Source organism: Streptomyces sp. CG4, from assembly GCF_041080655.1.
In the GTDB taxonomy this organism is placed as follows: domain Bacteria; phylum Actinomycetota; class Actinomycetes; order Streptomycetales; family Streptomycetaceae; genus Streptomyces.
In genome coordinates, this window is sequence record NZ_CP163526.1 from 19,439 (window position 1) to 43,104 (window position 23,666).

The 23,666-nt window shown below is 68.8% G+C and carries 18 protein-coding genes; 3 read left to right on the forward strand and 15 right to left on the reverse strand.

What is annotated here, in order from left to right; translation table 11 throughout:
- Positions 1–638: 638 nt before the first annotated feature.
- The 4 genes from AB5L52_RS45325 to AB5L52_RS45340 form a co-directional block, all read right to left on the reverse strand.
- A complete protein-coding gene (locus AB5L52_RS45325; RefSeq protein ID WP_369369109.1) occupies positions 639–2,105 on the reverse strand; it encodes a UvrD-helicase domain-containing protein in 1,467 nt (488 codons plus the stop codon).
- On the reverse strand, positions 2,102–2,578 hold the full coding sequence (locus AB5L52_RS45330) for a hypothetical protein (RefSeq protein WP_369369110.1): 477 nt from the start codon (positions 2,576–2,578) through the stop codon (positions 2,102–2,104). Before AB5L52_RS45330 ends, AB5L52_RS45325 begins: the two co-directional genes overlap by 4 nt.
- Positions 2,579–2,580: 2 nt before the next feature.
- Complete coding sequence (locus AB5L52_RS45335) at positions 2,581–3,441, reverse strand: DUF6083 domain-containing protein (protein ID WP_351576884.1); 861 nt, start codon at positions 3,439–3,441, stop codon at positions 2,581–2,583.
- 176 nt (positions 3,442–3,617) lie between these two features.
- Positions 3,618–3,881, reverse strand: a complete 264-nt coding sequence (locus AB5L52_RS45340; protein WP_351576881.1) for a helix-turn-helix transcriptional regulator — start codon at positions 3,879–3,881, stop codon at positions 3,618–3,620.
- Between the two features lie 176 nt (positions 3,882–4,057).
- Between AB5L52_RS45340 and AB5L52_RS45345 the strand changes: the two genes are divergently transcribed.
- Together AB5L52_RS45345 and AB5L52_RS45350 are read left to right on the forward strand one after the other, a co-directional pair.
- On the forward strand, positions 4,058–5,074 hold the full coding sequence (locus tag AB5L52_RS45345; RefSeq protein ID WP_351576878.1) for a hypothetical protein: 1,017 nt from the start codon (positions 4,058–4,060) through the stop codon (positions 5,072–5,074).
- Between the two features lie 242 nt (positions 5,075–5,316).
- A complete protein-coding gene (locus tag AB5L52_RS45350; RefSeq protein ID WP_351576875.1) occupies positions 5,317–5,952 on the forward strand; it encodes a hypothetical protein in 636 nt (211 codons plus the stop codon).
- A 298-nt stretch (positions 5,953–6,250) separates the two neighbouring features.
- On the opposite strand, the gene AB5L52_RS45355 is transcribed toward AB5L52_RS45350, so the two are convergent.
- The 5 genes from AB5L52_RS45355 to AB5L52_RS45375 all read right to left on the reverse strand — a co-directional run bounded on the left by AB5L52_RS45355 (position 6,251) and on the right by AB5L52_RS45375 (position 13,179).
- Entirely contained in the window at positions 6,251–6,703 is a 453-nt protein-coding gene (locus AB5L52_RS45355) for a hypothetical protein (RefSeq protein WP_369369111.1), read from the reverse strand.
- A gap of 71 nt (positions 6,704–6,774) precedes the next feature.
- Positions 6,775–10,725, reverse strand: coding sequence for an SGNH/GDSL hydrolase family protein (locus AB5L52_RS45360; RefSeq protein ID WP_351576869.1), 3,951 nt, complete (start codon positions 10,723–10,725; stop codon positions 6,775–6,777).
- A 446-nt stretch (positions 10,726–11,171) separates the two neighbouring features.
- On the reverse strand, positions 11,172–11,507 hold the full coding sequence (locus AB5L52_RS45365) for a hypothetical protein (RefSeq protein WP_351576866.1): 336 nt from the start codon (positions 11,505–11,507) through the stop codon (positions 11,172–11,174).
- Between the two features lie 306 nt (positions 11,508–11,813).
- The gene (locus AB5L52_RS45370; protein WP_369369112.1) at positions 11,814–12,359 is read right to left on the reverse strand and encodes a hypothetical protein; all 546 of its coding nucleotides are present in this window, start codon (positions 12,357–12,359) and stop codon (positions 11,814–11,816) included.
- 436 nt (positions 12,360–12,795) lie between these two features.
- Positions 12,796–13,179: a WD40 repeat domain-containing protein gene (locus AB5L52_RS45375; RefSeq protein ID WP_369369113.1), complete on the reverse strand. Its 384-nt coding sequence runs from the start codon at positions 13,177–13,179 to the stop codon at positions 12,796–12,798.
- Positions 13,180–13,751: 572 nt separating this feature from the next.
- Here AB5L52_RS45375 and AB5L52_RS45380 point away from each other — a divergent pair.
- Positions 13,752–14,123: a VOC family protein gene (locus AB5L52_RS45380; protein WP_351033260.1), complete on the forward strand. Its 372-nt coding sequence runs from the start codon at positions 13,752–13,754 to the stop codon at positions 14,121–14,123.
- A 62-nt stretch (positions 14,124–14,185) separates the two neighbouring features.
- Here the strand turns inward: AB5L52_RS45380 and AB5L52_RS45385 are convergent, their stop codons facing one another.
- The 6 genes from AB5L52_RS45385 to AB5L52_RS45410 all read right to left on the reverse strand — a co-directional run bounded on the left by AB5L52_RS45385 (position 14,186) and on the right by AB5L52_RS45410 (position 23,639).
- On the reverse strand, positions 14,186–15,718 hold the full coding sequence (locus AB5L52_RS45385; RefSeq protein WP_369369207.1) for an ISKra4 family transposase: 1,533 nt from the start codon (positions 15,716–15,718) through the stop codon (positions 14,186–14,188).
- Between the two features lie 69 nt (positions 15,719–15,787).
- Entirely contained in the window at positions 15,788–16,327 is a 540-nt protein-coding gene (locus tag AB5L52_RS45390; protein WP_369369114.1) for a hypothetical protein, read from the reverse strand.
- Between the two features lie 85 nt (positions 16,328–16,412).
- Positions 16,413–20,060, reverse strand: a complete 3,648-nt coding sequence (locus AB5L52_RS45395) for a hypothetical protein (protein ID WP_369369115.1) — start codon at positions 20,058–20,060, stop codon at positions 16,413–16,415.
- Entirely contained in the window at positions 20,057–20,473 is a 417-nt protein-coding gene (locus AB5L52_RS45400) for a hypothetical protein (RefSeq protein WP_369369116.1), read from the reverse strand. The genes AB5L52_RS45395 and AB5L52_RS45400 overlap by 4 nt, the downstream gene beginning before the upstream one ends.
- A 329-nt stretch (positions 20,474–20,802) precedes the next feature.
- Positions 20,803–21,534: a helix-turn-helix domain containing protein gene (locus AB5L52_RS45405; RefSeq protein WP_369369117.1), complete on the reverse strand. Its 732-nt coding sequence runs from the start codon at positions 21,532–21,534 to the stop codon at positions 20,803–20,805.
- On the reverse strand, positions 21,534–23,639 hold the full coding sequence (locus AB5L52_RS45410; protein ID WP_369369118.1) for a hypothetical protein: 2,106 nt from the start codon (positions 23,637–23,639) through the stop codon (positions 21,534–21,536). The genes AB5L52_RS45405 and AB5L52_RS45410 overlap by 1 nt, the downstream gene beginning before the upstream one ends.
- Positions 23,640–23,666: the final 27 nt, after the last annotated feature.

Below are 23,666 nucleotides of genomic sequence, written 5' to 3' on the forward strand. Positions count from 1 at the left end.
CCAGTCTCCAGGTGTCCACGATCAAGGGGAAGCTTCACGTCGCGGCCGGCATGGCCTGCACCATCACGCCGGCAGCAGCACGTCGCTACTCTCCTCGCCCCGGCATCCGATTCATCCCTATCGATAACTATCCCGGCTCCGCCGTCGCAGTCGCGCACCGGCCCAACTCTCTGAACCCACTTGTCACGGCCTTTGTCGAAGCTGCAGAGACCGTTCGTGATCGCGAGTCAGACACGATTCAGAGGATTGAGCGCTCCGACGTCGCGTCGGTGATCTTCGGCCCGAAGACTCTGGCCACGGTTCGTCGCTCGGCCGCAGCTGTGGAACGCCGAACTCGGAGGCTGGCCAACCGGTACGAGTGTCAACGGCCATGTCGTTCTCCCCGTAGGCGGCCAGGAGTTCGCCCCGCTGGCGGCCATCGAGATGTCCCCGGTGGCGGCCAGTCCCAGTCGAGAATGCCGAGGGCGGTGTCCAGGCGGCAGTGGGGGCAGGCCGCTACCTCGCGCGGGATTGTGCCGGTGTTCCGTGGCAAGATCATCCGGGCACTCGCGGGTCGTTCAGTTCCAGCATCACCAGGTTGCCGCGGCTCTACGATGCAACGGGCTGGCTGGTCGTGATCACGTGCTGAAGCAAGGGTGTCATCTGGTTGGGTTTCCATCCGGGTGGTGGTCAATCCATGACAGTCCGACCATGTCCAGATGATGGCGCGTGCGCGTGACGGCTACATAGGCAAGACGGGCCTCGCTGTCCTCGATGGGCCTGGGTCGGGGGCATCCGTTGGCGTCTTCTTGGTCGCTGTCCTTCGGTGGGGTGAAGTCGTCGGCGATCCTCACGCAGGCCCATTCACGCCCCTTGGCCTTGTGTGCAGTCGAGACGGTCACCTCGGCCTGCTGTTCGGGAGCGAGTGCGGCCACGGCCTTGAGGATTGCGTCGGCGCCGTGCTTGTCGACGAGGTCGACCAGGGGCTGCAGTTCGCGTCCGGCGGGATCGTGGGCGGCGTAGTCCTGCAGTTCTCCCCAGGTCGGAAAGAGAAGGAGTTCGGGGTGGGTGGTACGGCGGCCTTCCTTCAGATCGCGGGCGGCCAGAGCGAGAGCCCTCAGACTGTCGCCTCCCCCGACCAAGGCGACCCGTTGTCCGTCGGCCATCAACGCCATGACCTGGGCCATGGCGCCGACGTTGGTACGGCACAGGACGGCGTCGGGGCTGGTGACGGGGCCGATTTCGGTCGGCACGGCGGGGGTGCCGGTGAGTCGGATCGGGGCATCAGCCAGGTGCAGCCAGCGGTTGGCTTCCTCCGCGAGATGGGGGCCGAAGCGGAAGGACTGGGACAGGGTCAGGTGGGTGCCGTCGAAGCCGGTCATGACGTCTTTGGCGCCGCGCCAGTGGTAGATGGCCTGGGCGGAGTCGCCGACCATGACGAGCTGGGTGTGGCTGCGCTGGTTGAGGAAGATCTGTTCGACGACGGGGTTGGTGTCCTGGGCCTCGTCCAGCAGCAGGAAGTCGGCGTTCAGTGTCGGCTGGGTGAGGGACCAGATTTTCAGGTAGTGGTCGTGGTCGAAGCGCACGGCGCCGTCGTCGGGGTGCTGCAGGTCGCTCCAGGCCTTGCGGGCGAAGGGCACGATGTGGATGGCGAGTTCGCGGTGGAGGTCGTTGTCTTCCAGGCCGCGCAGCTTGGGCACGTGGTGGCGGGTGATCTTGTCGTCGGCAGTGTGGCAGAAGCGGGTCACGGTGCGCAGGGCGGCGTTGGACAGGGCGCGTTGGGAGACCTCGCGGTCGCCGATGCGGACGGCTTTGGTGAGGCCGAGGGCTTGTCCGGTCTGCCAGGCGGGGCGGCGGGGGGCATTGAGGCGGCTGGTGTAGCGGTGGCCGACGGCGGCGTAGGCCAGGGCGTGGGCGGTCTTGCACTGGACGGTGCGGGGGAAGCGGGCGGTTGCGTCCTGGGCGATGGCCCGGTTGTAGGCGAGGTAGCGGCCGCGGCGTTTGGTGGCGTGGGCGAGCAGGGCGAGGGTGGTGGTTTTGCCCGTGCCGGCGCCGGCTTGGAGGGCCAGGTGGTTGCCGGCGTGGAAGGAGTCGGCTGCTGCGGTCTGTTCGTCGGTGGGCTTCATGGCGTGGGGCTTTCGGGGAGTCGGGTCAGTGCGTGTCCGACGGCGGACAGCAGGTAGGCGGGGCTGGTGTGGGCCAGCAGGTGGCGCACTGCCCGCTCGAGCCGGTCGGTCTCCTGGTCGGCGTGTTCCGCCAGGGCCCGGTGCAGGGCCAGTTCCACGAATCGCTCGGGTGTCTGGGCCGCACAGCGGGCATAGGTCTTGAGTGCGGCGTATGTGGCGGGCGGGAAGGCGACGTTGAGCAGGATCTTGTGGTCTGCGTCGGGGTAGTGCGTGGTGATCACGTCGATGGGCAGCCGTGCCCCGAGCTGGCCGCGCAGTCGGTGTGCCGCTCGGTGGGGGGTCTTGGCGGGTACGAGGGCCATGAGGCGGGTGGTGTCGTGGTTGGCGGCGAGCGGTAGCACGCGGGCGGCCTGGCGCAGGGCCGCCGGGGAGAGGGGGCGGGTGAGAGTGATCTCCAGGGCGTGGTGCGGCATGGTCACCCCTGCCTGTGCCGACGTGCTGTGGGGTGTGGCAGGCGGGTGTGGATGTGGGCTGTGTGCAGGAGGGGGTCGAAGGGTTTCCAGACGGTCAGAGCGAGGTCCGCGGCTGTCGGTGCGCAGGCGTGGGCGGGGCAGCGTTGGGCGCGCCAGCGCAGCTGTTGTGCGTAGGGAAGGTGGCTGAGGTCGTAGACCGTCATGAGGGTGTCGGGCAGGGTGAGCTGGCCGTGGTGGGGGGGCGGACAGCAGTAGCCAGCGTCCCTGGGGGTGTGCTGCGTCGAGGACGGTGTGGGTGCAGCGGTGTCTGGTGCGGGTCTGGGCGACGCAGCGGATGGTTTCGATCGAGCCGTCGCCCAGGTAGCAGGTGAGCAGGATCCTGGCGACCGGGTCGGGCGGAGCAGCGTGGGTGCTGGGGGTTTGTGTGATGGTGGGGTGGGGTGCGGGGTGAAGGTGCCGGCGTCGATGCGGCGTCTTGCGTGGAGGGCGAGTTGGCGGCGCAGGGTGTCGAGGCGGGGGCTGCGTGTGCGGGGTCGAGCGGAGCCGGGGCACAGGGCGGCGTGCGGGATGCGGCACCATCCGGTGTCGTCATCGTGCGGGTGGGCGATGCCGCTGCTGAGGTGCCAGCGGCACGCCTCGGGAACGTCCGTGGTGAGAAGTTCGGTGGGGTGCAGAGCGATGGGCCGGTCGTCGTGACGCTGGTACCAGTCGATGCGGTTGCCGCAGTGACGGCAGCGGCCGGTCTGTCCGGCGCGCAGCAGGCGGCTGGGGCTGTTCGCCGAGATCTGCAGAAAGCGGCGGGGAGGGATGGTGCGGGGGCTGCCGTCCCAGTAGCGGTCGGCGTGTGCGGGGTGGGGGCGCATGGCGGCGACCGTGCCAGGTGCCGCGCCGGTGGATGGCGGCGGCTTCCGGGGATGTCATGCGGATGGCTCAGCGAGTGGGAACGCACGCCCTATTGGTGGATCTGTCGTTCGAGATGGTCTCACCTGCATGGGTGGTCTTCATCGCGCGGCGGGGGCCGCTTGTACGCCGTGTCTGGTCAGCGTTGGGGTGTGCCGGGGAGGGGGTGGCCGTCGCACAGGGAGGTGAGGAAACGTTCGATGGGGACGTCGAAGGCGTGTGCCAGGGCGTGCCAGGTGGTGATGTTCCCGGTGGTGCGGCCGTGTTCGAGGTCGATGAGCGTACGTCGGGCCAGGCCGCTGCGTTCGGCGAGTTCGTCGAAGGTCCATCCGCGCTCGCCCCTCAGCCGCGCGAGTTCGACGCGCAGGGCGATGAGGTTGGGATCGGGCGGGAAGATCGTCACCCCACCATCCGACGGTGCAGCCCTCTGCCCTGTCAGTGCAGACTCCTGCACTATTTGGTCGGTGAGTCACGGCGGTCGGGGGTCTGCACTACCGTGCGTCCACCCTGGTACGCATGCCCGGCTGTTGCAGGCGTACCAGCCCCATGAGGCGAACACGACAGGAGGACAGTCAGCCGATGAGGCTCGCCGGCCCAGCCGTACGGCGGATCTGGACGGTGGAACTGCAGTCACGGGCAGGCAGACCCGGCCTCGTGTGCGCCCACTGCACCGCCCACACGTCCCAGTTGGACGGCGCCTCCGCGCGGTCCGCCGCCCTGGCCCACCTCGCCTGCCATGCCCGCGCCGATGTGCTGCCAGGACACCTGCGGACCTGCCAGTGCCGGGAACGAGGGTGCTCATGGCATCCGCGTCACCGCGGCTGCGCCGGCCCCGTCCTGCTCGCTCTCACCCGCGACCGCAACGGCCGCACCTGGCGGCTGGCCGATGCCTGCGCCGCCTGCGCGGCGGCGACCAGCCACACCGCCATCGTGCCGGACACGGTCCTTGCCCCACACCGGTCACGGCCTTCCAGGTGCTCGCCGGCCCCAGCATCCGTCAGGCCGAAGTCGGCAGCATCCGATGAGCGGCTGCGCGTACGGGAGATGCTCACCTACCTGGCAACTGCGCTCCCCCGGTTCACCTCCCCCGCCGCCCGGCTGCTCGCCCTGCAATGCGCCCTGCGCGCAGACGCCCGCGGGCGTCTGCGGGTGCCGCACGGCCTGCTGCGGGGTATGCGGCTGCTGGGGCGCACCGAACTGTGGCAGGAGCTGGCCCAGGCTCACTGGCTCTATCTGCCCGATCTCAAGCCGACGCCGGTTGAGGTGCAACTGCGTGATGCCACACTCCTGGACCAAGCACCCGGTCGCCCTACGCGCTGCCGCGCCGCTTACTGGGCGCTGCACCCCGCACCGTGGGCTTCGCCGGCCACAGCGCCGCCGGCCGTACGACTGGCGGCACTGGTGCTCGCCGCTCACACCACCGCTCATGACCGCCACAGTGTCGACATGGACATCCTCGGCCGCCTGTGCGGACACTCCCCCGAGCAGACCGCGGAACTGCTCGACCAACTCGTGAGCACCCGCGCGCTATCCACCTGGCACTACAACCAGCACTCTGGCGAAGTCCTCTGGATACTTCCCAACAGCATGCACTGAGCGGCCCTACGGACACCCCTGGGACGACGCTATGTGCTGGATCCCTGGAAACCTGCTCGAGCAACAGACATCACTCAAAAGCGACAGTACAGTCCACCTGCCCGTACTATCTCTGCTCCGGGGCTACTCACAGCATTGCCGCTGATGTCCTCTCGGCACCAGCCCTGGGGACATGTGCTTGGCTCTCTGCACTGCGTATCCTGCGCGCCCGCCCAGAAATCCGAAAGGCAGGAACGACCTCTATGTCCGAGTCCACCGCTGTCATCACTGAACTGACATCGCAGTACGCCACCCAGCTGACCAACGACATCGACCGCAACGCCAAAGAGCAGGAACGCATCAGTGCAGAAATCATCGACTTGCAGCAGCAGTTGACCACGCTGCAGCACGACCACACCGCGCTGGTGAACATGCGGCAGGCTCTGGGTGTTCAGCCGGGCACGGCAGAATCCGCGGCCGCGCCCCGCAGCTCCGCCGTGCCTGCCGCTCGGAAGAAGACGGCCGGCCAGCAGGACACCAAGGAACGGGCAGGGGCCAAGAGGGGCACCGCTTCGCGTGGCCGCGTCGCGGCCAAGACGGCCAAGGCCTCCGCAGGCAAGGCCAGTAAGACAGGTCAGTCGACACTGGTCGAACTCGTCCGCCGTCACCTCACCGGCCTCGGCGAACCGCGCTCGGCCGTGGAGATCGCCACGGCGCTCGGCCAGGCCCACCCGGAGCGCGGTATCAAGACCACCGTCGTGCGCACCACCCTCGAAGGGCTCGTGGCCAAGAACCACGCCCAGCGCACCAAGCAGGGCTCCTCCGTCTTCTACACCGCCCCCGAAACGGCCAAGCAGGCGGCGCCTCAGGGCGAAGCCCAGGCCGAGCAAGCCGAATAACACCGTCTGACAGCACCACACTGCGGCAGCTGCTTCGGCGTACTCATTGCTGCACACCTCGGACCGACCAAGCGCCCGCGGGTGGGGACCCTCAACCTCCCAGGCGGCCCGCCCGGGCGACATGCGCGACCGGGCGGCCGGTGGTGCGGACTTCGCGGACGGCCTGCTGGCGGAGCTCGTCCGGGTATTTACGTGGTGCTGGCACTGCTCGTGGTTCTCCTTCGAGCCAGGATCATATGCCTGGCTTCACTCCACGAAACCGGCGTCAGCTCAGTACCGCGGAAATCCTGTCAGGTGGTCAGCGGTACAGAACGACAAGGGATGCAAGGAGAAGTGCGGCTGCTGCGGAGAGTCCCAGGATTCTGTAGCGGCTCCACGCGGCCAGCGCGAGGAAGGATGCCCACGCTCCGCCCGTGATGGTGACAGCCCACCAGCCAGCGCTCGTCTGGGCGGCGGCGAGCGGGATCGGAGCCAGCAGGAGCGTCGGCGGTATGACCGCGAGCCGTGGCCTGATGTTCAGCTGCTTGTAGACGATGATCAGAGAGATCAGTGCCGTTGCGAACGTGAGGGGGATGACGGCCACATCCCACCAGGTGAAGCAGAGGCCGTCTGTCGTCTCGCATGCCTGGTTACTGTGATGCTTGACCCAGGAGAAGAAGCGGCAGGCACCGTAGGCCAGCGCCGCGCCGGTGACAGCCGCTCCGGATACGCGCGGCACGATGGGCCTGGACTCTGCGTTGGGCGTGTTCATGCCTACAGGCTTTCGTAAACGGTGGCTGGAGGCCTGAGTAGGAATACTCAGGCCCCCAGTTCAGTCATCTGTCACTTCCCCTGGAGGGTCTGCTCCAGGGCGTCCGCGTAGAGACGGGCTCCTGCGGGCTTGGGGTGGAATGACTGCATGGACGGCGCCGGTGCGTCGTTGTCCGCCTGCTCCCGTCCGGTCTCCACGATGCCGTGGATGCTCTCAGGATTTCCGCAGACGCCCTTGCCGTCGAACTCGTCCCGAGGGTCGGAGAAGGCCGCCCACGATCCGGCGTCCTGGGTGGCTCCCTTCATCTCGGTTGCGAGCGTGTCGGCCACACTGCGTATCCAGTCGTTTTCGACGTCCTCGTAAGCACCGGGGAGGCAGCTGTGGTCCTTCTCCACCAAGCGCGGGTAGCCCATGAGGACAACCTTCGCATGCGGTGCCTTGGCATGGATGGCGTTGAGGGTTTTCACGATCTGAGGTCGGACCGCGTCGTGCAGCCACTTCGGCGCCCAATCCTTCAAGGCACCAGTCGTACCGCTCGTCTTGTCGCCGGTAGCGGGATCGATGTTGTCCAACTCCGCATACGGGCACGTGGTCGTAGCCGGGACCGGGATGTCAATGCACTTCGCCATGATGTCGGAGAAGCGGGCATCGTTGCCGCCGATCGACATCGTCACCAGGGTGGTGTTGTCGTCGAGGTAGCCGGCCTGGATCTGAGGTACTTCGTCGGATCCCTGCTGTTTGTCGAGGACGTTGTAGGTGCGTGCCCCGGAGCAGGCTACGAAGTGGTAGTCCATCTGTGCATCGAAGTTGTCGGCCATGGATCCTATCGACTTGCTGTAGCCAGGCAGGGTCGCCTGCCGCGACCATGCCAGCTTGGAACGGTGGCACTTGTCGATCAGGTTGTCGTTCAGCTTGTCGTAGTGGTCGGTCTCCGGGAACAAATCGGCGCCACCAGGGGCAGTGGCTCCTTCGCCCGACGAATATGAGTCCCCCATAGCCACCACGAAGTTCGCCGGCTTGGACGCGAGGGGCTGGAAGGCGACGGCGCCCCAGGCGATATCCTCGTCGGCCGTTCCGTCGACCGTCGCGTTCGACAGCTCGACCTGCGGAGTGCCGGTGAAGTGGAACACGCCGAGGCTGACCCATCCGCCCGCACGCTGGAGCACGAACCGCTTGGCACTCTTGCTGTCGGAGCCGTGGACGACGTAGGCGGCCTGCCGGGTCTGAGCGCCGGTGTCGGGCAGGTGGACCAGAACGCGTGCCCAGTTGAGGTTCTGGCCGAGGGTCCAGGTGCCGTCGATGGTCATATAGCCGCCGTCGCCGCCGAAGTGGTCGGCGTTGCGGGTGCGGGTGTACCAGTAGTGGCCACCGTAGCCGCCGCCCACCGAGTGCAGATCGGCCTTCGCTTCGTAACGGCCTTCCGTGCCGGGGTTGAACGAGAACCGGAAACTTCCCGCGGAGTGGATCGTCGCGCAGCCGCTCTGGTCGCTCCAGGACGGCGTTCCGTCCGGGACCGAGGCAACCACCTTGGAGCCGTCCGGGGCACCGGAGCACACCGGCGTACCGGTCTGGAGCCGGTAGCCGCGCCCCGGTTCCTGCACCAGCTTCTCGTACTTGATGTTCTCGTGGCCGCAGCTGGTGGCGCAGTCGGCCTTCCAGGTCACGTTCGGCTGGTTCCACCAGTACTGCGCGTAGCACTCCGCGTCCGGGCACTTAGGCGGCGTGCTGGTGTCGCAGTTGTTCTTGGAGTTGCAGAACGCGTCCAGCGGCGGCTGGACGGCGGTGCGCTGGGCGACCAGGGTCCACCAGGCGGGCCGGAAGCCCGCCGAGGAGAAGCCGGACTCACCGGGCCAGTCCTGGCGGCCGGAGGTGGCGTAGGAGAAGCCGGTGTCCTGGGACCAAGCGGCCCAGCCCATCACCTTCTCCTCGTACGGCCAGTCCTGCGGATGGGCCGCATCCTTGTTCGCCGCCGGTCCGTCCACATCGGTGTTCATGAACGGATGGCCCCAGCCCTTGGCGTAGATCGGGTTGGCCGGATTGTTGTACCAGCCCAGGCCCCAGTGGCCGGAGTGCTGGCCGGCCTGCGACGGAGGGTTGAAGCCGAGGTTGTAGTTCCACACGGCGGTGAACCAGTTCTCCACCCTGGACGAGTCGTCGTTGTTGACGGTGATCTTCTGGCCGTCCTGGTGTACCTCGTTCCACTTGTCCGCGAGGATCTTCAGGGAGGCCGCGACGTTCGTCGCGTAGTCGATCGCGACGAGCTTCTGCAGGCGCGGGTCCAGGCTGGTCTCGTGGTTCTTCTCGTGACCGGCCAGCCGCATGCCGTCGGTCACCTGGCCGACGCCGTAGCCGCAGTCGGACTCGTCCCAGTTGATCTGCCAGTAGGCGGCCGGGTCGTTGGGGTCGGCCTTGTGGCCGTAGTAGCCGTCGACGGCGGCCAGCGGGTTGCCCATCTGCCCGGGGATCGATCCGCCCTCGGCCTGCCACAGGTTGGACTCCTGGGCCATGATGCCGAGGACCACGTTGGCCGGGATCCTGCCGCCGCCGGCGAGTTGGGGCAGTGGGAACAGCGACTGCGGGTCGACGGTGCCGAGGCCGGCCTGGGCACGGTAGCCGCCCTGCCGGATGTAGCTCGCGCTCAGATCACCGCGTACAGCCATGTCAACGGCCCACTCGACCTGGTTCGACGTCGGCTGCAGCGCCTGGACGTTGACGTCGTTGCGGGACACCGCGCACCAGCGGTCGTCGTCGGTCGGTGGGCTCACCGTCAGCCCGGCAGCCTTCGGGGAGCGCTTGGGCCGGGTGTGCGTTGCAGTGGCGGTGGCGAGGACCGGGGAGGGATCGTTGCCCGAGCCGTCACCGGCGTCCTTCTGCACGCTCTGCGTCAGCCTGGTTCCGGTGGTGGTGGCGGTGCTGGTGACCGTCAGGGGCTCGTCGCCGACGGCGCCCGACGTCGCGGTGCGCGGGGCGGGCTCCTCGGACTTCGTGAAGCCCTTGCCCGCGTCCTTGATGTGCGCCAGGCCGGCGCGCACACCGGGGGCGAGGACCGGGTCGACCGCGAGACGGCCGTCGGAGGAGATGTCGGTGCCGGCCGGGGCGCCCAGGCGGGTGACGCCGGTTCCCGCAGTGGCGGAGGTGCCGTGGGGACGCCCGGTGAGGAAGACCCTGCCCGCGCCGCCCTGCACGAGGTCGAGGTCGCCGAGCCGGCCCGAGGCGATCCTCTTCGGCGTGCCGCTGCCGGTGAACAGCTCGGCGTGCGCCGTGGAGTCGCCCGTGCGGTCGAGGAAGGCGACCGTGCCGTCGGCGGCGGGCCGGATGTCGAACGGAGCGCTGTCCGCGTCCGCAAGGTTCTTCACCCTGCCGGAGCGGTCGAGGTGGACCAGGCGGCTGCCGAGTGCGCCGACCGTGCCGTCCCGCACCGGAACAGCGCTCGTGATCTCGCCCTTGGCCGCCACCGTGCCCGTGGTCTTCCCGGACACGTCCACGGTGATCACCCGGGACCGGGTGTGCGCGGCGTCGTTCATGTCCCTGAAGCCGGTGAACACGGCCTGGTGCGTGGTCGTGTTGCAGGACGGGTCGAAGGAGGCCAGCGACACGGTGAAGGGCAGTTTCGTCACCTTGCCCGTCGTCAGGTCGACGATGGCGGCAAACGCGCCGCCCTGCATCAGGTCCGGCTTGTTGGTGAAACTGCGCGGGGCGTAGACAACAGCCGTGTGCCCGCGGTCCATCAGGCACTGGTTGCCGATCCAGGAGTCCGCCGGCAGGCCCGGCTCGGCCAGGACAGCGGCGGTCTTCCACGCGTACGCCTTGTCGCTGTCGGCGACGAGGATACGCAAGCCGTCCGCGTCGGCGGCGGCGGTGACCGCACGGTCCGAACTGGTCTGCCAGTCCCTGCCGAGCTTTCTGTCCGGATCCGTCACGCGGCCGGGAGGCGCCGGCGCGGCGTGCGCGTTGTTGCCGTGGCCGGGGCTGGGTGTCGGCGCGGCAGCGGCGGGTGCTGCCTGCAGCAGGCCGCCGGTCAAGGCCGCGCAGGTAGCCAGGGCAGCTATGGGCAGGTGTGCTCTTTTTCTTCGTCTCAAGAGAGCTTCCCCGTTTCGAGTTGAGAGGTTCCCCTGCCTGGTCGGGGCAGGGCTCGGCCGCCCACCCTCGGGGGGAGACGGCCAGAGCGTGGGCGCGAGTGCGAAGCGAGTTGGCTGGCGGTGGAGGCGCCAGCGGCGCGGACTGCGGACCCGGACTTCTCCAGCCGGGTCGCTCACCCTGGAAACGTGGCGGCAACGACCGCGTACACGTCCATGCCAGAGCTGGTGAACCAGCCGACCACGTGGTGCCAGCCGCCATGGGCGCAGTCGCGCATCAGCGTGTGCGTCCTACATGGGGGCCAGTCGCGCCCCGGACCGACTCACCAAACAGCTCGCGCGAAGAGGCCGTTCTGGATGGTGGTCGGGAAGAGCGTCGAGATTCGGGTTCTCTAGCCCTTGTATTCGGTCCGCTCGACACTCTCGATGGTGATGTGCGGATGCGCGGGGGGCATGTGGCCAGGGTCGCTTACCGTCAGCTCAGTCGGCCACGAGGTCCCCGGATACAGGCCGACAACATCCGCCGATTCGCTGGCCGTTGTGTCGAAACCGCCCGGCCCCGTAACCCGAAGGCGGAATCGATAGAAGGCACGCTTGGTACCACTGTTGACCACCTCGACAGGGACCGTCAGCGCATCTCCGTCCCGCCTAGCCGTGTACACGGTCACGTCTCCTTGGCGGATGAGCGGAGGTCCGAAGTGCTCGCCGCCCTTGGCGATGCCGGTCACTGGCGACGGCGTATTGGTCACTCCAGGCGGTGCAGCCAGCCTGCGCCCCCTTTCCGCCGTCTGTCTGGCCGCCTCTGTGCTGTCAGGCCCCGGAGTGCCAGTTGACGGGTTCGCAGCAACCGACGGCGCAACGGGGGCCGGCGATGAGGGGACTGCTGCAGTGCCCGGCCGATGGCTTTCCTGATCATGCCCGCACGCATCGGTCATCGCTCCGGCAGCGACGAGCAGGACAAGGAGCCGACGGGACACCGGCGTACGTATGGGCATGAACATGTACCTCGTAGAAAGAGAGGGCCGGGGGGAGGGTCAGTCGCAGGAGCCGACGTGGACTTGCCGGTCGATGAACGCGACATCGCCGTCCCACATCAGGGCGTGCACCAGGGCACAGCGGGGCTGGAAGCTCGGATCGCTGCTCTCGTACTTGGCCGGACCCGCGTAGTCGAAGAACGAGCCCTCATCGGCCTTGCAGGTGGTCCAGCACACCTGCAGCTTCATGTGCTTCTTAACCCCGAGGTTGTTGTCGAACAGGGCGCATGCCCCTTTCGGCTCTCCCTTCACTTCCTTGAAGTACGTGAACAGGGTTCCCAGTCGGCGGGAATCCGGAAGTGGTTCTACATAGGACAGTTGGTAACCGCTTCCGCACAGCAGGCCGCCAGCTTGTACCGCTGCAGGATCGGCCGCCGCGAGGGCACGCGTCTGCGGATCACGCGCCGCACTCGGTGAAAACTCCACGTTGGTGCCGGGCACCTTCTCAGGAACCGGATTCGCGTCCTGGGCCAGAGCTTGCGGGGCCGCCAGAACCGAAGAGACGAAAGCTGCGGACACGGCAAGAGCAGGCAGCCACTTGCGCATAGCGTCATTCCCCCATGTTGAAGACACAAAGGGGCCTCGCCCGTGGCGGCACGTGCGTAATTGCGGTCCCCGTTGTGCTGAGCGTGTGTTGGTCGTTCACTCCCGTCCCGCCCGGATGATACGGGCTGGCAGTTCCCCAACTGCCCGAGAGCGGACCGTCACTCTATGCCCACAGTCAGCAGCAGACGCAAGAGCATAAGACCCGACATGGCGAAGAGACGACGCCTGCAGAAGGGTAAGCGGAATCGGAGGGACACCATGTGCCCCATACCTTCGACTACAGAAACGGAGCGCGCAGGACACGCGCGAACCATGGCAGAAATCCGCACCATGTTTGCACCCTGACCAAAATGCTGCAATCACTGCGCGGTGCATCGTCGGTGCGCACCGCGGCATCGTGTTGGTGACGGCCGACCTGGAAATGCAGTGATCTACGTCACTGGCATGGCGGTTGGTAGGGACGGTCCGGCAGGTACTTCTTCCAGTCCTGCTCGGAGATGGGGTCGCCGACCGCGTTGCAGAGGTCGGCGATGACGTGCTGCGGATCGGCATCCCACAGGTCGATGCCCGCGGAGGCGCGGACGACGGCGAGGGTCTTGCCGTCGGGAGTGAATGCCAGGGAGTAGAAGCCCGATGCGGTCGGCATATAGAACTGCCGGGTGGGTGAATCCGGATCGCTCACGTCCCAGACCTCGGGGCGAGAGTCGTAGTCCTTGTTGGTCGCGATCAGCGCGAGGCGGGTCCCGTCGGGGCTGAAGGCCAGCGGGCCCTGGAGCTTGCCGGTGGACACCTTGACGGGGGGGACCGACGAGGCGGTCACGTCGGACGTCCCACATCCGGAGCGTTCCGGTGTCGTCGTAGAGCGCGAAGAGCTTCCCGTCCGGCCGGAACGCGAAATGAGCGTACTCGGTGCCGGTGGGCGGGCGCACCGACCACGACGCGGACGGGTGCGCGGGATCGGTGACGTTCCAACTGCGCACCAGTGGACCCGCTGTTGGGCGGGCCGCCTTCGTGTCGCCTTTGGCGGTCTCGTTCATGATCAGCGATCTGCCGTCCGGGGAGAAGCCGAGTCCGTACCCGGTCGTCTCGATCGTGGAGATGTACCGCGGATGCCGGGGGTCGGCGATGTCGTAGAGCCGGACGACCTGGGGCTTGGGGTTGCTGGCCACGACGCCGTTGTAGTCGGAGACGGCAAGGAGGGGCTTGGTCGGGCTGAAGGCCAGCGCCCCCACACCGTTGTTCACCTCGATCATGCCCAGCTTTTGCTTCGGGCTGGCGGTGCTGCGCAGAAAGAGATGGGTGTGGCTCTTCTGGAGGGGTGAGCCGATGCGACTCGGCGCCTTCGTCTAGCGTGTGCTTCGCGCAGGTTCAGTGATCCAGACCGGAGGCGCCATGTCCTTGCAGATGAAGTTGAGCGCGATAACGCTCGACTGCCCTGATCCGCTGGCTCTGGCGGCGTTCTATCAGAAGGCCACCGGCCTCGAACCGCACCCGAAGTCAGATGCCGAGTTCGCCGGACTCACCCGCGAGGATGGCTTGTTCATTGGCTTCCAGCGGGTCGACGACTACCGGGCTCCGAGCTGGCCGGACCAGATCGTTCCCCAGCAGTTGCACATCTGCTTCAAGGTCGTGGAGGAGCTGGATGAGGCCGAGGCCCAGCTGTTGGAGCTGGGTGCGGGCAAGCCAGAGCAGCAGAATGAAGACAGGTATCGGGTCCTCACTGATCCGGCGGGGCATCCCTTCTGCATCGTGAGCGAGCGGTAGACGTCGGCGGACGTGCTGACGTCCATCCCGCTGGGTTCGCTTGGTTCGAGTGACGGCCGCGATCAAGCGGTGAGGGCGTAAGTGCGCTCGTTGGGGGTCGGGTAGAGGCGTTCGTGCTTGCGGCCGGCGTGGTAGCGCCAGTAGGGGGCAAGGTCGCCGTTGGAGACGACGGCGCGCAGTCGCAGGACGGCTTCCGCTCCGGGCAGGCCCCAGCGGGCGCCGGTGATGTCGAGGCGGTCGGCGATCAGGTGGCGGCAGGCTCCCTCGACCGCGCCGGTCGCGATGGGCCACCCGTTGTTGAGCGCGGTGTCGTAGTGGAGCTGGTCGAGGTGGCCGGTCAGGTAGCGGTGGCAGGCGTCGACGGCCTCGCGCCGCGAGGCCGTCAGCTGTTCCCGCTCGGCCTGGGTGGTCATCTCGGCGGCTGCGCGAGCCGCGTCGCCCGAGAGGATTGCGGTCAGATGGTCGGCCGCCCAGGCCTCGGCCTCGGTGGTGCCCGGTCTGTGGAAGGCATGGGCGCAGGCCCAGACATACTCGGCGACGTGCACGAAGTCCAGCAGGACGTGGACTGTGACGCCGCGTCGGCCGGTCTCCGCTGTGATCAGGTCGAGCTGGTGGCGGGCGCCGTCGACGAGGACGACCCAGGGCCGCAGGTGTTTGGGGTCGCGTGCCTGGGCCTGGTCGAAGGCGTCGGCGATGACCTGCTCGGGCGAACGGACCAGCGAGGCGGTGCACCACTTGTTTACCGCTCTCGGCCCGTGGCGGGCGGGCCGCAGGCCGTTTCGGCCGCCGGGTGGATGGATCACATCGTGCGGGCGCCTGGGCGCCGGGCGTGTGTCGAAGACGCAGGCGACGGTTGCCATCGGCTTCCGGTTCGGTTTCTCGCCCGGCGCGAGTCGGCCGCGATGGCTGGCCGCGGCCTTCTCGGCTGCCCGGCGAGTGGGCTCACGCAGGGCCTCCGGGCGCATGACCACGCCCTTGCCGTCCACCTGGACCACGAGCGGCATCTCGCGGCTGCACGGGACTGGGATCACGGTCCGGTAGAAGTCGTCGACGTCGACCGCGGCCGCGACCACGAGCTCTTCCAGTCTGCGCTTGCCCAGCACGTTCCCGCAGCGGCGTGTCACCGCGTCGTGGGCCTGGTCGAAGGAGCCGCGGACGGCCTCGGTGACGGCAAGCCGCCGTAATCCTGTCGAGTGCCGGCCCGCTGGCAGGGACAGTGCCTGGTCAGCGGGGTGGACGTTGCCCAGGCCCGGTCCCCGGTGCGCGACCCGGGTGACGCGGACGGTCCCGAATACGGTGGCCAGCCACCGCGAGTGCCCGGCCTCCCGCCAGGGCCGCACTCGCCCCTCCGGTCCGGTCACCGCTGGGCCGGCACCGGCGCGGACCTGGTGCTCTTCCTGCCTGGCCCGCAGGTCCAGATGGTCCTGCAGCAGCAGGCGAAGCAGTTCGCGTCCGGCCGCGTCGAGGTATTCCTCCAGTTCGGCGTGGGTCCAGGTGGTCGCCGGACTTCCTGACAGCGTGTGCATTAGCGTCTCGAAGGCGCTGAGGGAGCGCGCAAAGGGGTCAGCGGTGCATCGGGTGTCGTACGGTGTCATCTCCAGGGCTCTTCCCGCCGGCATCGATTGGGTCGCACCTTCGAATGTAGGCGCGGAAGAGCCCTGCTGTTAACGGGAGTTGGGCGGTTTGCCCGTCCGGGGGTGGGCCGGGGTGAACATCCCTGGCGTGTCCTCGTCCAGCCAGCCGCGCTCGACCAGCCGCTTCAGCTTCGAGCGGGTTCCCTCAATCTTCCCGGTCTCGGCCGGCAGCCCGATCCGGGGCACGATCTGCTTGGCGCGGACCGGTCCGGGCGCGTCCGCCACCACTTCCAAGATGTCGCGATATACCTGCGGCAGGACTTCCACCCCCATGCCGGGCTGCCATTTCGGAACGGTCAGTACCCCGACCACGTGCCGTTCGGCCCCCGCATACGCGGACGTCGTCGGCTCACTCGCGGTCGGCCGGTCCGCATCGAAAGCCGCCGCCTTCTCCGGGATCATTTCCGCGAGCACCGCGGCAACCGTCTCGCGCGTGATCCGCAACCGCTCCAGGCTCTCCCGCGCCAGATCCAGCTTCCCGGACAGCTCGGCGAGCTCGGCTTCGAGCCCCTCCACGCGCAACCGGGCAGCCGCCTCGCGTGCCTCCAACTCCTCGAACAGCGAGCCCATTCGACACCCCTCCTCCACCACCACGGTAGAGAGGAGAGGCAGCGAACACAGCCCAGCCAGCGTTCTCGGAGTTCAGCCATTCCCTTCAGAGGAACCGCACCCGAAAGAGATTGGCGTACGTCTTCTTGCCCTGCTTGTAGACCTCGGTGTCGGCGAGGAGGTTGCCGTCCGGGCTGAGGGCGATGTCCTGTCCCGTGAACATGTCGGGGGCGACCGTCGTGGCCAACGGGTTGGATCGCAGATGCCGGAGACTGAGATCCCGCAACCAGTTCGTGCCCACGCCCTGGTAGGCGAGGAGCAGCTTTGTTCCGGACATCGCGAGGGACAGTTGGCCTCCGGTGCCGGGCGCCGGTGGTATGAAGCCCTCCGCCCCCGGCTGGGCGCCGTTGGAGAGGTCCCAGACCTGGACACCGCGGGCGGTGGCCTTGAGCAGCCGTTCGGCGTTGCCGGGGACGAACAGGGCCACCCCGCCGTCCGAGCCAGAGCCGGTATTCTCCACGCCTGGCAGGACCGCGTCGGTTCCGTAGGTGTAGATCCAGGTCTTCCAGCCACCGCCGCAGCTCGCGACGATCCGTTTGCTCTTCGAGGCGAACGCCATCGAGGTCACACTGTCGGTACATCTGCTGGAGCCGCTCGACACGCCTTTGTCCGCTGCCACGACCTGTCGGGGAGCCCGCGGGTCGTCGAGCGTCCACAGGGCCAGGTCGCCACTGAGCGCGAGGGCGTCCTTCGTCTTGGGTTCCTCGGCCGGTGCCGCCAGCAGTCCGCCCGCATTGTCGAAGGCGATCCGGTGCAGGGGCGGTCGTACGGGTCCGAAGGAGTCGGACGTGTACGGCGCCGCGCGCAGCGTGGCGACGGGTGTGGTGCCGGTCGCCTGCCACAGCTGTACCCGCCCGTCGACGCTCGCGCTCGCGAGCAGCCCGCGCTTGGGGGAGACGGCCAGGGAGTCGACCTGCTTGCTGTGGCCCCGCAGCGCGGACAGGGCGTGCGGTGCCGTCGGATCACGGGTGTCCCAGCGGAGGATCTCGCCCGCTGACGTACCGGCGAAGAGGGTGTTCCCGTCCGTGCCGAAGACCAGCGCGGTGACCGTGTCCGATGTCGTGGGCGCGGCCAGCTTCCGCGGGCGGTCGGGGTGGGAGATGTCCCACAGCCGTACGGTCGTCGAGGTGGAGCCTTCGTTGTCGTAGGTGGCCGCGGCGAGCACGGTGCCGTCGGCGGCCACCGCGATCGGGCCGGGCAGAATGCCGCCGATCCTTCCGTCACCGTTGCGGGTGCGCAGCACGATCGAGTCGCCGGTGGAGATGGCGAGCACCCGGCCGTCTGCGCTGTAGGAGAGGTCGTAGGCCGGATCGTCGCCGTTGATCACGCCGGGGGTGCGCTGGCTGTTGAGGAGGGCGCTGCGGCCGGCTTTGTGGTCGAGCCGGTACGAGAGCAGGCTGAGTTGCTTGGCCAGGCCGGGGTGGAGCTCGCGCTGGCCCTCGGCCTCGGCGGCCAGATACCGGGCGAGGTCGCGCTGTTGGGCCTGGTCGGCCCGCCGCCAGTAGATCCCGGCGCCGACCAGACCGGTCGTGGCCAGCAGGGCCAGGACGACGAAGAAGGTGAACGCGGCACGGCGTCGGCGGCCTTCGCGCGTGTGCTGGCGCCAGGAGCTCTCCATGAACTCGGCGGACACCGAGGCGAGTGGTGGGGCGCCCGGGGCGGCGGTGCGCTCTCGCATCGCGGCGAGCCGGTTCCCTCGGTACAGCAGGGAGGGGTCCCGTTCGGAGCGCTCCCAGGACGCCGCGTCGGAGGCGAGCTGCTGGCGGGCGCGCAGCACGTCACGGTCCTCGTCGATCCACTGCTCCAGCTGGGGCCAGGCGCGCAGCAGCGCCTCATGGCTGATGCGGACGGTGTCGAGGTCGAGCGTGAGCAGCCGGGCGTCGGCGAACCGTTCGATCGCGTCCCGGGCGACCGTCTCGTCGGGCACCCCGTGCAGGAGTACGGGCCATTCGACGGGCTGCGCGGTGTCGGCGGCGTCCTCGCTCACCCGGGCCAGCCGGGGCAGCATGAGACGCGCGGCTTCCTGGCCGGCCGCGTTGAGCCGGCTGTAGACGTTCTCCGCGGTGGTCGCGACGGCCTTCGTGATGCCGCCGGTGGCGAGGTAACCGGAGACGGTGAGCCGTAGGCCCTCGCGCTCCTTCCACGTCTCCTGCAGCACGTGGGACAGGAGGGGCAGCGCCTCTGCGGGGGCCCGTCCGCCGGTTGCCCTGCCCAGCTCTTTCAGGATGAGGGGGGCGAGCTCGTCCTCGAGTTCCAACTGCGCGGTGGCCGCCGGTTCCTCGATCGAGGCGCGGAGTTCGCCGGCGTCCATCGGATCGACCAGCAGCTGGCTCTCGCTCAGGACGGTCCGCAGTTCGGGGTGTGCGACTGCCTGAGCGTAGAAGTCCGCCCGCAGCGCGAAGACCACCAGGGCCCGCGGCTCGTGGCCCTCTCCGGGCCGGGCCAGTGCGGTCACGGCCCTCAGGAACGCCGTCTGTTCCTCCCGGTCCGTACAGAGGGTGAACAGCTCCTCCAGCTGATCGACGACCATGACCAGCCGTTGCCCCGGGTGGTCCAGCAGCGGGTCCACAAGTTCGGCCGCGTGGCCGTTCGCCAGCAGCGACTCTGCGGCGTCGGACGACTCGGGCGCGAGGGCGTCGGCCAGATTCCGAAGCGGGTTCTTGCCGGGGGTCAGACGCCGGCTGCGCCAGCCGGTCGACCTGGGCAGGCCGGGTAGTCCATGGGTGCGCAGTCCGGCCAGCAGACCGGCATTGAGCAGGGAGGTCTTTCCGGAGCCGGACGCCCCGACGAGAATCAGGGGGCCGGGTCCGCCGAAGGCCGCCGCCGTCGCCTTCACAAGGCGCTCGGTCATCGTTGTCCGCCCGGCGAAGACATCGGCCCGGTCCACCGTGAAGGGGCCGAGCCCCGGGTAGGGGCAGACGCTGTCAGCGGGCGGCTGCCGTTCCGGTGTGGAGGCGCGGGTCCGAAAAGCCGGGTTCGGCGCGATGACGAGGTTGCCGGAGAGATCTCCGCTCACTCGCCGGGGTACGGGTTGCTGTCTGTCCCGCAGCTTCCGATCCAAGGCGTAGTAGACCGCGTCCAGGGTCAGCGACTGCTGCCCCTCGGTGTCGCCGTGCTCCAACAGCTCCAGGAACGCTCCGGTGAACGTGGTGTGTTCGGCGTCCTCCGGAGCGCGGGCCAGTAACTCCGCCGACCCGAGGAGATACATCCCGTTCCCGGGGGCCGCGTTGAAAGCGGTGACCAATGAGGTGCCGCCGAGCGACGCGCGCCCAGAGAAACAGCAGTCGAGCACGACGACTTTGGACGCCGCCCCGCTCGCCAGCACCGCCTCCCGCAAGGCGGCGAAGGAGTACGCCTGGTGCTCGGCCATGCCGGGAGTGAGCTCCGCGGTGTTGCCGGCGGCCAGATACAGATCCCCGCCCGGGGTGAGCAGACCGTGCCCGATGAAGTAGACCAGCAGAACGGTGTCGGCCCGCTTCGTCGCCCTGGCCACGGCGAGGGCCATGCTCTGGGCGTCAGCAGGGTCGAGCACCGCCGTCACATGTTCCGGGCGCACCCCGCAACGCTCGATCAGAGCCGTCCGCAAATCTCTGAAGCTGCCGGCGACCGAGGGTACCGAGGGCAGTCCGCCGTCCTGGTGCGTCGCGGTGGCGATCAGCAGAACCTGTACGCCCGCGCCGTCCAGATCGGTCATCGGTCCTCGCTGCGCTCGGGCGGGACGATCTCCAGGGTCGCGTCACCTTGCTGGTCCTGCGCGCCGAGCAGGACCGCGACGTCGGCCACTTGCTGCCGTAGGGCTGCCGCGTCGAGATCGGCCACGTTCCTGGCGGAGAGTTCCAGTGAACGGCGGTCCGGGAGCGTCACCTTGATGTGTATCTCACTGCGCCGGGCACGCAACCAGGCAATGACGGTCGTGGCCAGCGCAGTCGCCGCGGCACCGGGACCAAGGGCCACCGTCAACGCCTCGAGCAAAGGCCCGAGCGTGCCCTTCTCGGGTGGGCTCTCCTTGCAGCCGACTCGGCCTCTCAACTCGTCGATATCTGTCAACCAGGCGTGCAGTGAACGAAGTTCGTCAGCCGCCTTCGGGCCGTCGGTGTTCAGCGTCACTTCTCACAAGCCCCCGTCGCCGCCGCGTGTAACCCGCTGCCTTCACGGCTGCAATGAGATTAGCGGCCGCTGCTGGGCCTGACTAGGGCCCTGTTCTCCACGGAACAAAGGTGACTCCACCCTGCAGCGGTGCAGTCGTTCGAGGATCCGGTCAGGCAGGGCAAGAAGCAGGGGAGCCGCGTCCGGCGACCTCGTCGGTGTCCGCAGCAGACCGAAGCGTCACCGAGGTCGCCTGCGCGCGGCTTCACCACCGTGGCGCCTTACAGCCGTACCCCGCGCGATGGTGCCGGGAAGGCCTGCAAGAGGCGAGTGGGTGCTGCCGCATGGCCTCATGTTGCTGCTGGCCGGGGGCGCCAGGTGCGGATTTCGAGGTGGACGATCTGGGCATCGGGGCGGATGCGTCCGGTCTCGACAAGCCACTGGTGGACGGCTGTCGTGACGTCTCCGCCGGCGGCGTCGACGCGGCGGGCGATGTCGGCGGCGTCGAAGCCTCCGGTCTGGGCGGATCCGTAGGAGCGTTCCTCGGTGTGGTCGGCGCGTTGGACGACTTCGCGGCGGATGCCGGGTGAGTCGGTGCGGCTGCCGGAGGGGTGCAGGTAGGCCGTTTTGGCGAGGCGGACGGTGAAGGCCAGGCGCAGCCCGAGGCGGGCGGCTTCGGCGATCAGGGGGCGTAGGCGGGCGGAGCCGGAGGCGATGGCTTGGTGGCCGACGCGGCCGGTGCCGGTGCCGGTGGGGGTGATCAGGACGGCTTTGGTGCGTACGCGGGCGCGGGTGCCGGAGGCGGTGGTGCGGCGGGTGATGTGGCGGGTGGCGATGGCGGCGAGTTCGGGCAGGTCGGTGATGCCTGCGACCTCGACAGCGGCCAGGACCTCGCGGAGGGCGGGGACGAAGGCGGCGCCCTTGTTCTTGGTGTAGAACTGCGAGACCAGGGAGGGGTCGCGGTCGATGATGCGGGCGATGTCGCGCTTGGTGTAGCCGGCCTGTTGGAGCCGGTCGGCGAGGCGGGCGGCTTCGTTCAGCTCGCTTTGCTGTCCTGGTTGGTTGCGGCGGTGGGGCGGCATCAGGCCTCCTGGCCGGCGGTGGTGGTGAGGGCCGTGCGTCCGGTGTCCCGGAGGGTGAGGAGTTCTTCTTCGGTGGTGGGGGCGGGCAGGGGGCCGGTGAGGCGGCCTTTTAGGAGGTAGTCGCCGGGCTGGTGGTGGTGGGGCCAGTTCTGGGGCTGGGTGAGGTAGAGGGCGTCGGTGCGGAAGGCGATGACGGTGCCGGGCGGGGTGTGCAGGGCGCCGGCGTAGGTGTTGTCGTCGCGGTGGCGTTGGGTGAGCAGGGCGGCGCGGGCGGCTGACCAGATGGCGGCGGCCCATTCGGGGTGGGCGTTGGGGTCGCGGGCGAAGCCGGTGGGTTTCTGCCAGGTGATCAACTGGCCGTCGAATCCGATGATTTCGGCGTCCGGCGGTACGTCGCGTTCGGCGGTGCGGGGGGTGGTGCCGGTGACCATGCGGGGGCGCTGGGCGAAGGAGCCGATGCCGTACAGCAGGATCGAGCGCACGGCGCGGGAGGCGAGGTGGGCGGCGCGGGCCTGCTCGGGGTTGCCCTGGAAGTGGGCCTGGGCGGAGAGGTTGGTCCAGGCATCTTTGAGTTTCTTGGCCCAGTCCTCGAGGGGTTTGCCGTCCTCCCACAGGATGCCGTCGAGGATTTCGATCTTCCACGGCGTGAGGGGGTTTGTCAGGGCGGTGTGGATTTCGGGGCCGCCGGCCCAGGTGGTGAAGGTGGTGCCGGGGGTGGCCGGGTAGTGCCAGGCGCGGTCGCCGGGGGCGGGTGCCGGGAGGAGGCCGACGTGGTTCCAGGTGTCGGGGACGGTGACCCGTACGTGCCAGTGCCCGCACCCGTACAGGGCGCGGATCTGTTCCTTCTCCGGCCAGGAAGCGAAGGTGTGGGCGGTGACGCGGCGGGGGGTGCCGACCGGAGACTTCCAGGTGTGTTTGGCGTAGGCGAAGGTGCGGTCGTACTCGACGAGCTGGGGCAGCATGTCCGGGACGCGGGGCGGGGTGATGAGTTCGTTGCGGCCCTGGCCTGCGGTGGCGTGCAGCAGGCCGCGCAGTTCTTCGGACAGGACGGGGAAGCCGTCGGCGTGCTGGCCGCGTTGGGGGATGGTGCGGGTCCACAGGTCGCGTCCGGTCTGGGACGGGGAGCCCATGAGGACCGCGTCGTTCCAGTGGCGGCGCAGGGCCTGCCACAGCAGCACGAAGGCGTCGCGGACGATGTGCGGGTCGTCGCCGGCGATGTCGAACCACTCCCCCACCGAGCGGATCTCCACATGCTGTTCGCTGTTCTCGCGCTGGTAGCGGCCGACGGGGTTGCGGGCGTGGACGAAGTGCCCGGCCATCCGGTCGCGGCCCCGGCCGGTGTCGGTACGCCAGCCCGGGGTGGGGGCGTTCAGCCAGGCGGCGACCGCGTCGCGGAGGTAGGGGTAGCGGTCGGCGCCCTCGTGCCAGGGGTCACCTGCGGTGATGTAGATGCGTTCCACGCCGTCGGGGACGGTGTGGAAGACGGCGGTGAGGATGTCCGCGGCCGACCGGGCCGCGAGGTCGAGGTGGTGGGTCTGGTTGCGGTGGACCAGAACGCCGGTGGTGGTGTCCAGGAAGACGGTGGAGCGGGTCTGCTGGGTGAAGTTAGGCCGGGTGGAGGCCAGGCCGGGGGTAGGGGCGAGCCAGGCATCGCCGCTGGCACCTGCGGGGATGGAGGGCAGATTCCGCGGCGTCTGGGGCGCTGCGGGCGCCTGCGGGGCTGCGGGTTCGGCGGGGGCGGATGGCGGAGCGGGTCGCGCGGCGGCGGTGGTCATCGCGGGGGCGGCCGCTGCCTGCTGCAGCGGAGGCGGTGCGGCTTCCGGGGCGGCCTGAGCCGCGGGCGGCTCAACCGCCAGCGGCTGCGGGGCGTCGTTCACGGCGAGGCTGTCGGGGGCCAGTGCTGGGGCGAGGGCAACGACGTCGGCCACGCCCAGTCCGGCCGCCGGGGCGATCCGCTCTGCCTTCGCCTTCGTGTAAGAGGCCAGCTGGACGATCAGCTTGTCGCGGTCCGCTTCCTGCTTCGCCAGTACGGCCCGGGTCTTTTTGATCTGGTCCCGTACGGTGCGCAGATCGGCGAGCGCGGTGCTGTAGCTCTGTGCGTCCATCGGAGCTTCCTTGTCCGGAGCGGAGGT

Bases quoted from the DNA above. Each gene is read 5' to 3' on its own strand.
- AB5L52_RS45325 (WP_369369109.1), bottom strand. From the start codon at position 2,105: ATGAAGCCCACCGACGAACAGACCGCAGCAGCCGACTCCTTCCACGCC.
- AB5L52_RS45330 (WP_369369110.1), bottom strand. From the start codon at position 2,578: ATGCCGCACCACGCCCTGGAGATCACTCTCACCCGCCCCCTCTCCCCG.
- AB5L52_RS45335 (WP_351576884.1), bottom strand. From the start codon at position 3,441: ATGCGCCCCCACCCCGCACACGCCGACCGCTACTGGGACGGCAGCCCC.
- AB5L52_RS45345 (WP_351576878.1), top strand. From the start codon at position 4,058: ATGAGGCTCGCCGGCCCAGCCGTACGGCGGATCTGGACGGTGGAACTG.
- AB5L52_RS45350 (WP_351576875.1), top strand. From the start codon at position 5,317: ATGTCCGAGTCCACCGCTGTCATCACTGAACTGACATCGCAGTACGCC.
- AB5L52_RS45355 (WP_369369111.1), bottom strand. From the start codon at position 6,703: ATGAACACGCCCAACGCAGAGTCCAGGCCCATCGTGCCGCGCGTATCC.
- AB5L52_RS45370 (WP_369369112.1), bottom strand. From the start codon at position 12,359: ATGCGCAAGTGGCTGCCTGCTCTTGCCGTGTCCGCAGCTTTCGTCTCT.
- AB5L52_RS45380 (WP_351033260.1), top strand. From the start codon at position 13,752: ATGTCCTTGCAGATGAAGTTGAGCGCGATAACGCTCGACTGCCCTGAT.
- AB5L52_RS45385 (WP_369369207.1), bottom strand. From the start codon at position 15,718: ATGACACCGTACGACACCCGATGCACCGCTGACCCCTTTGCGCGCTCC.
- AB5L52_RS45390 (WP_369369114.1), bottom strand. From the start codon at position 16,327: ATGGGCTCGCTGTTCGAGGAGTTGGAGGCACGCGAGGCGGCTGCCCGG.
- AB5L52_RS45395 (WP_369369115.1), bottom strand. From the start codon at position 20,060: ATGACCGATCTGGACGGCGCGGGCGTACAGGTTCTGCTGATCGCCACC.
- AB5L52_RS45405 (WP_369369117.1), bottom strand. From the start codon at position 21,534: ATGCCGCCCCACCGCCGCAACCAACCAGGACAGCAAAGCGAGCTGAAC.
- AB5L52_RS45410 (WP_369369118.1), bottom strand. From the start codon at position 23,639: ATGGACGCACAGAGCTACAGCACCGCGCTCGCCGATCTGCGCACCGTA.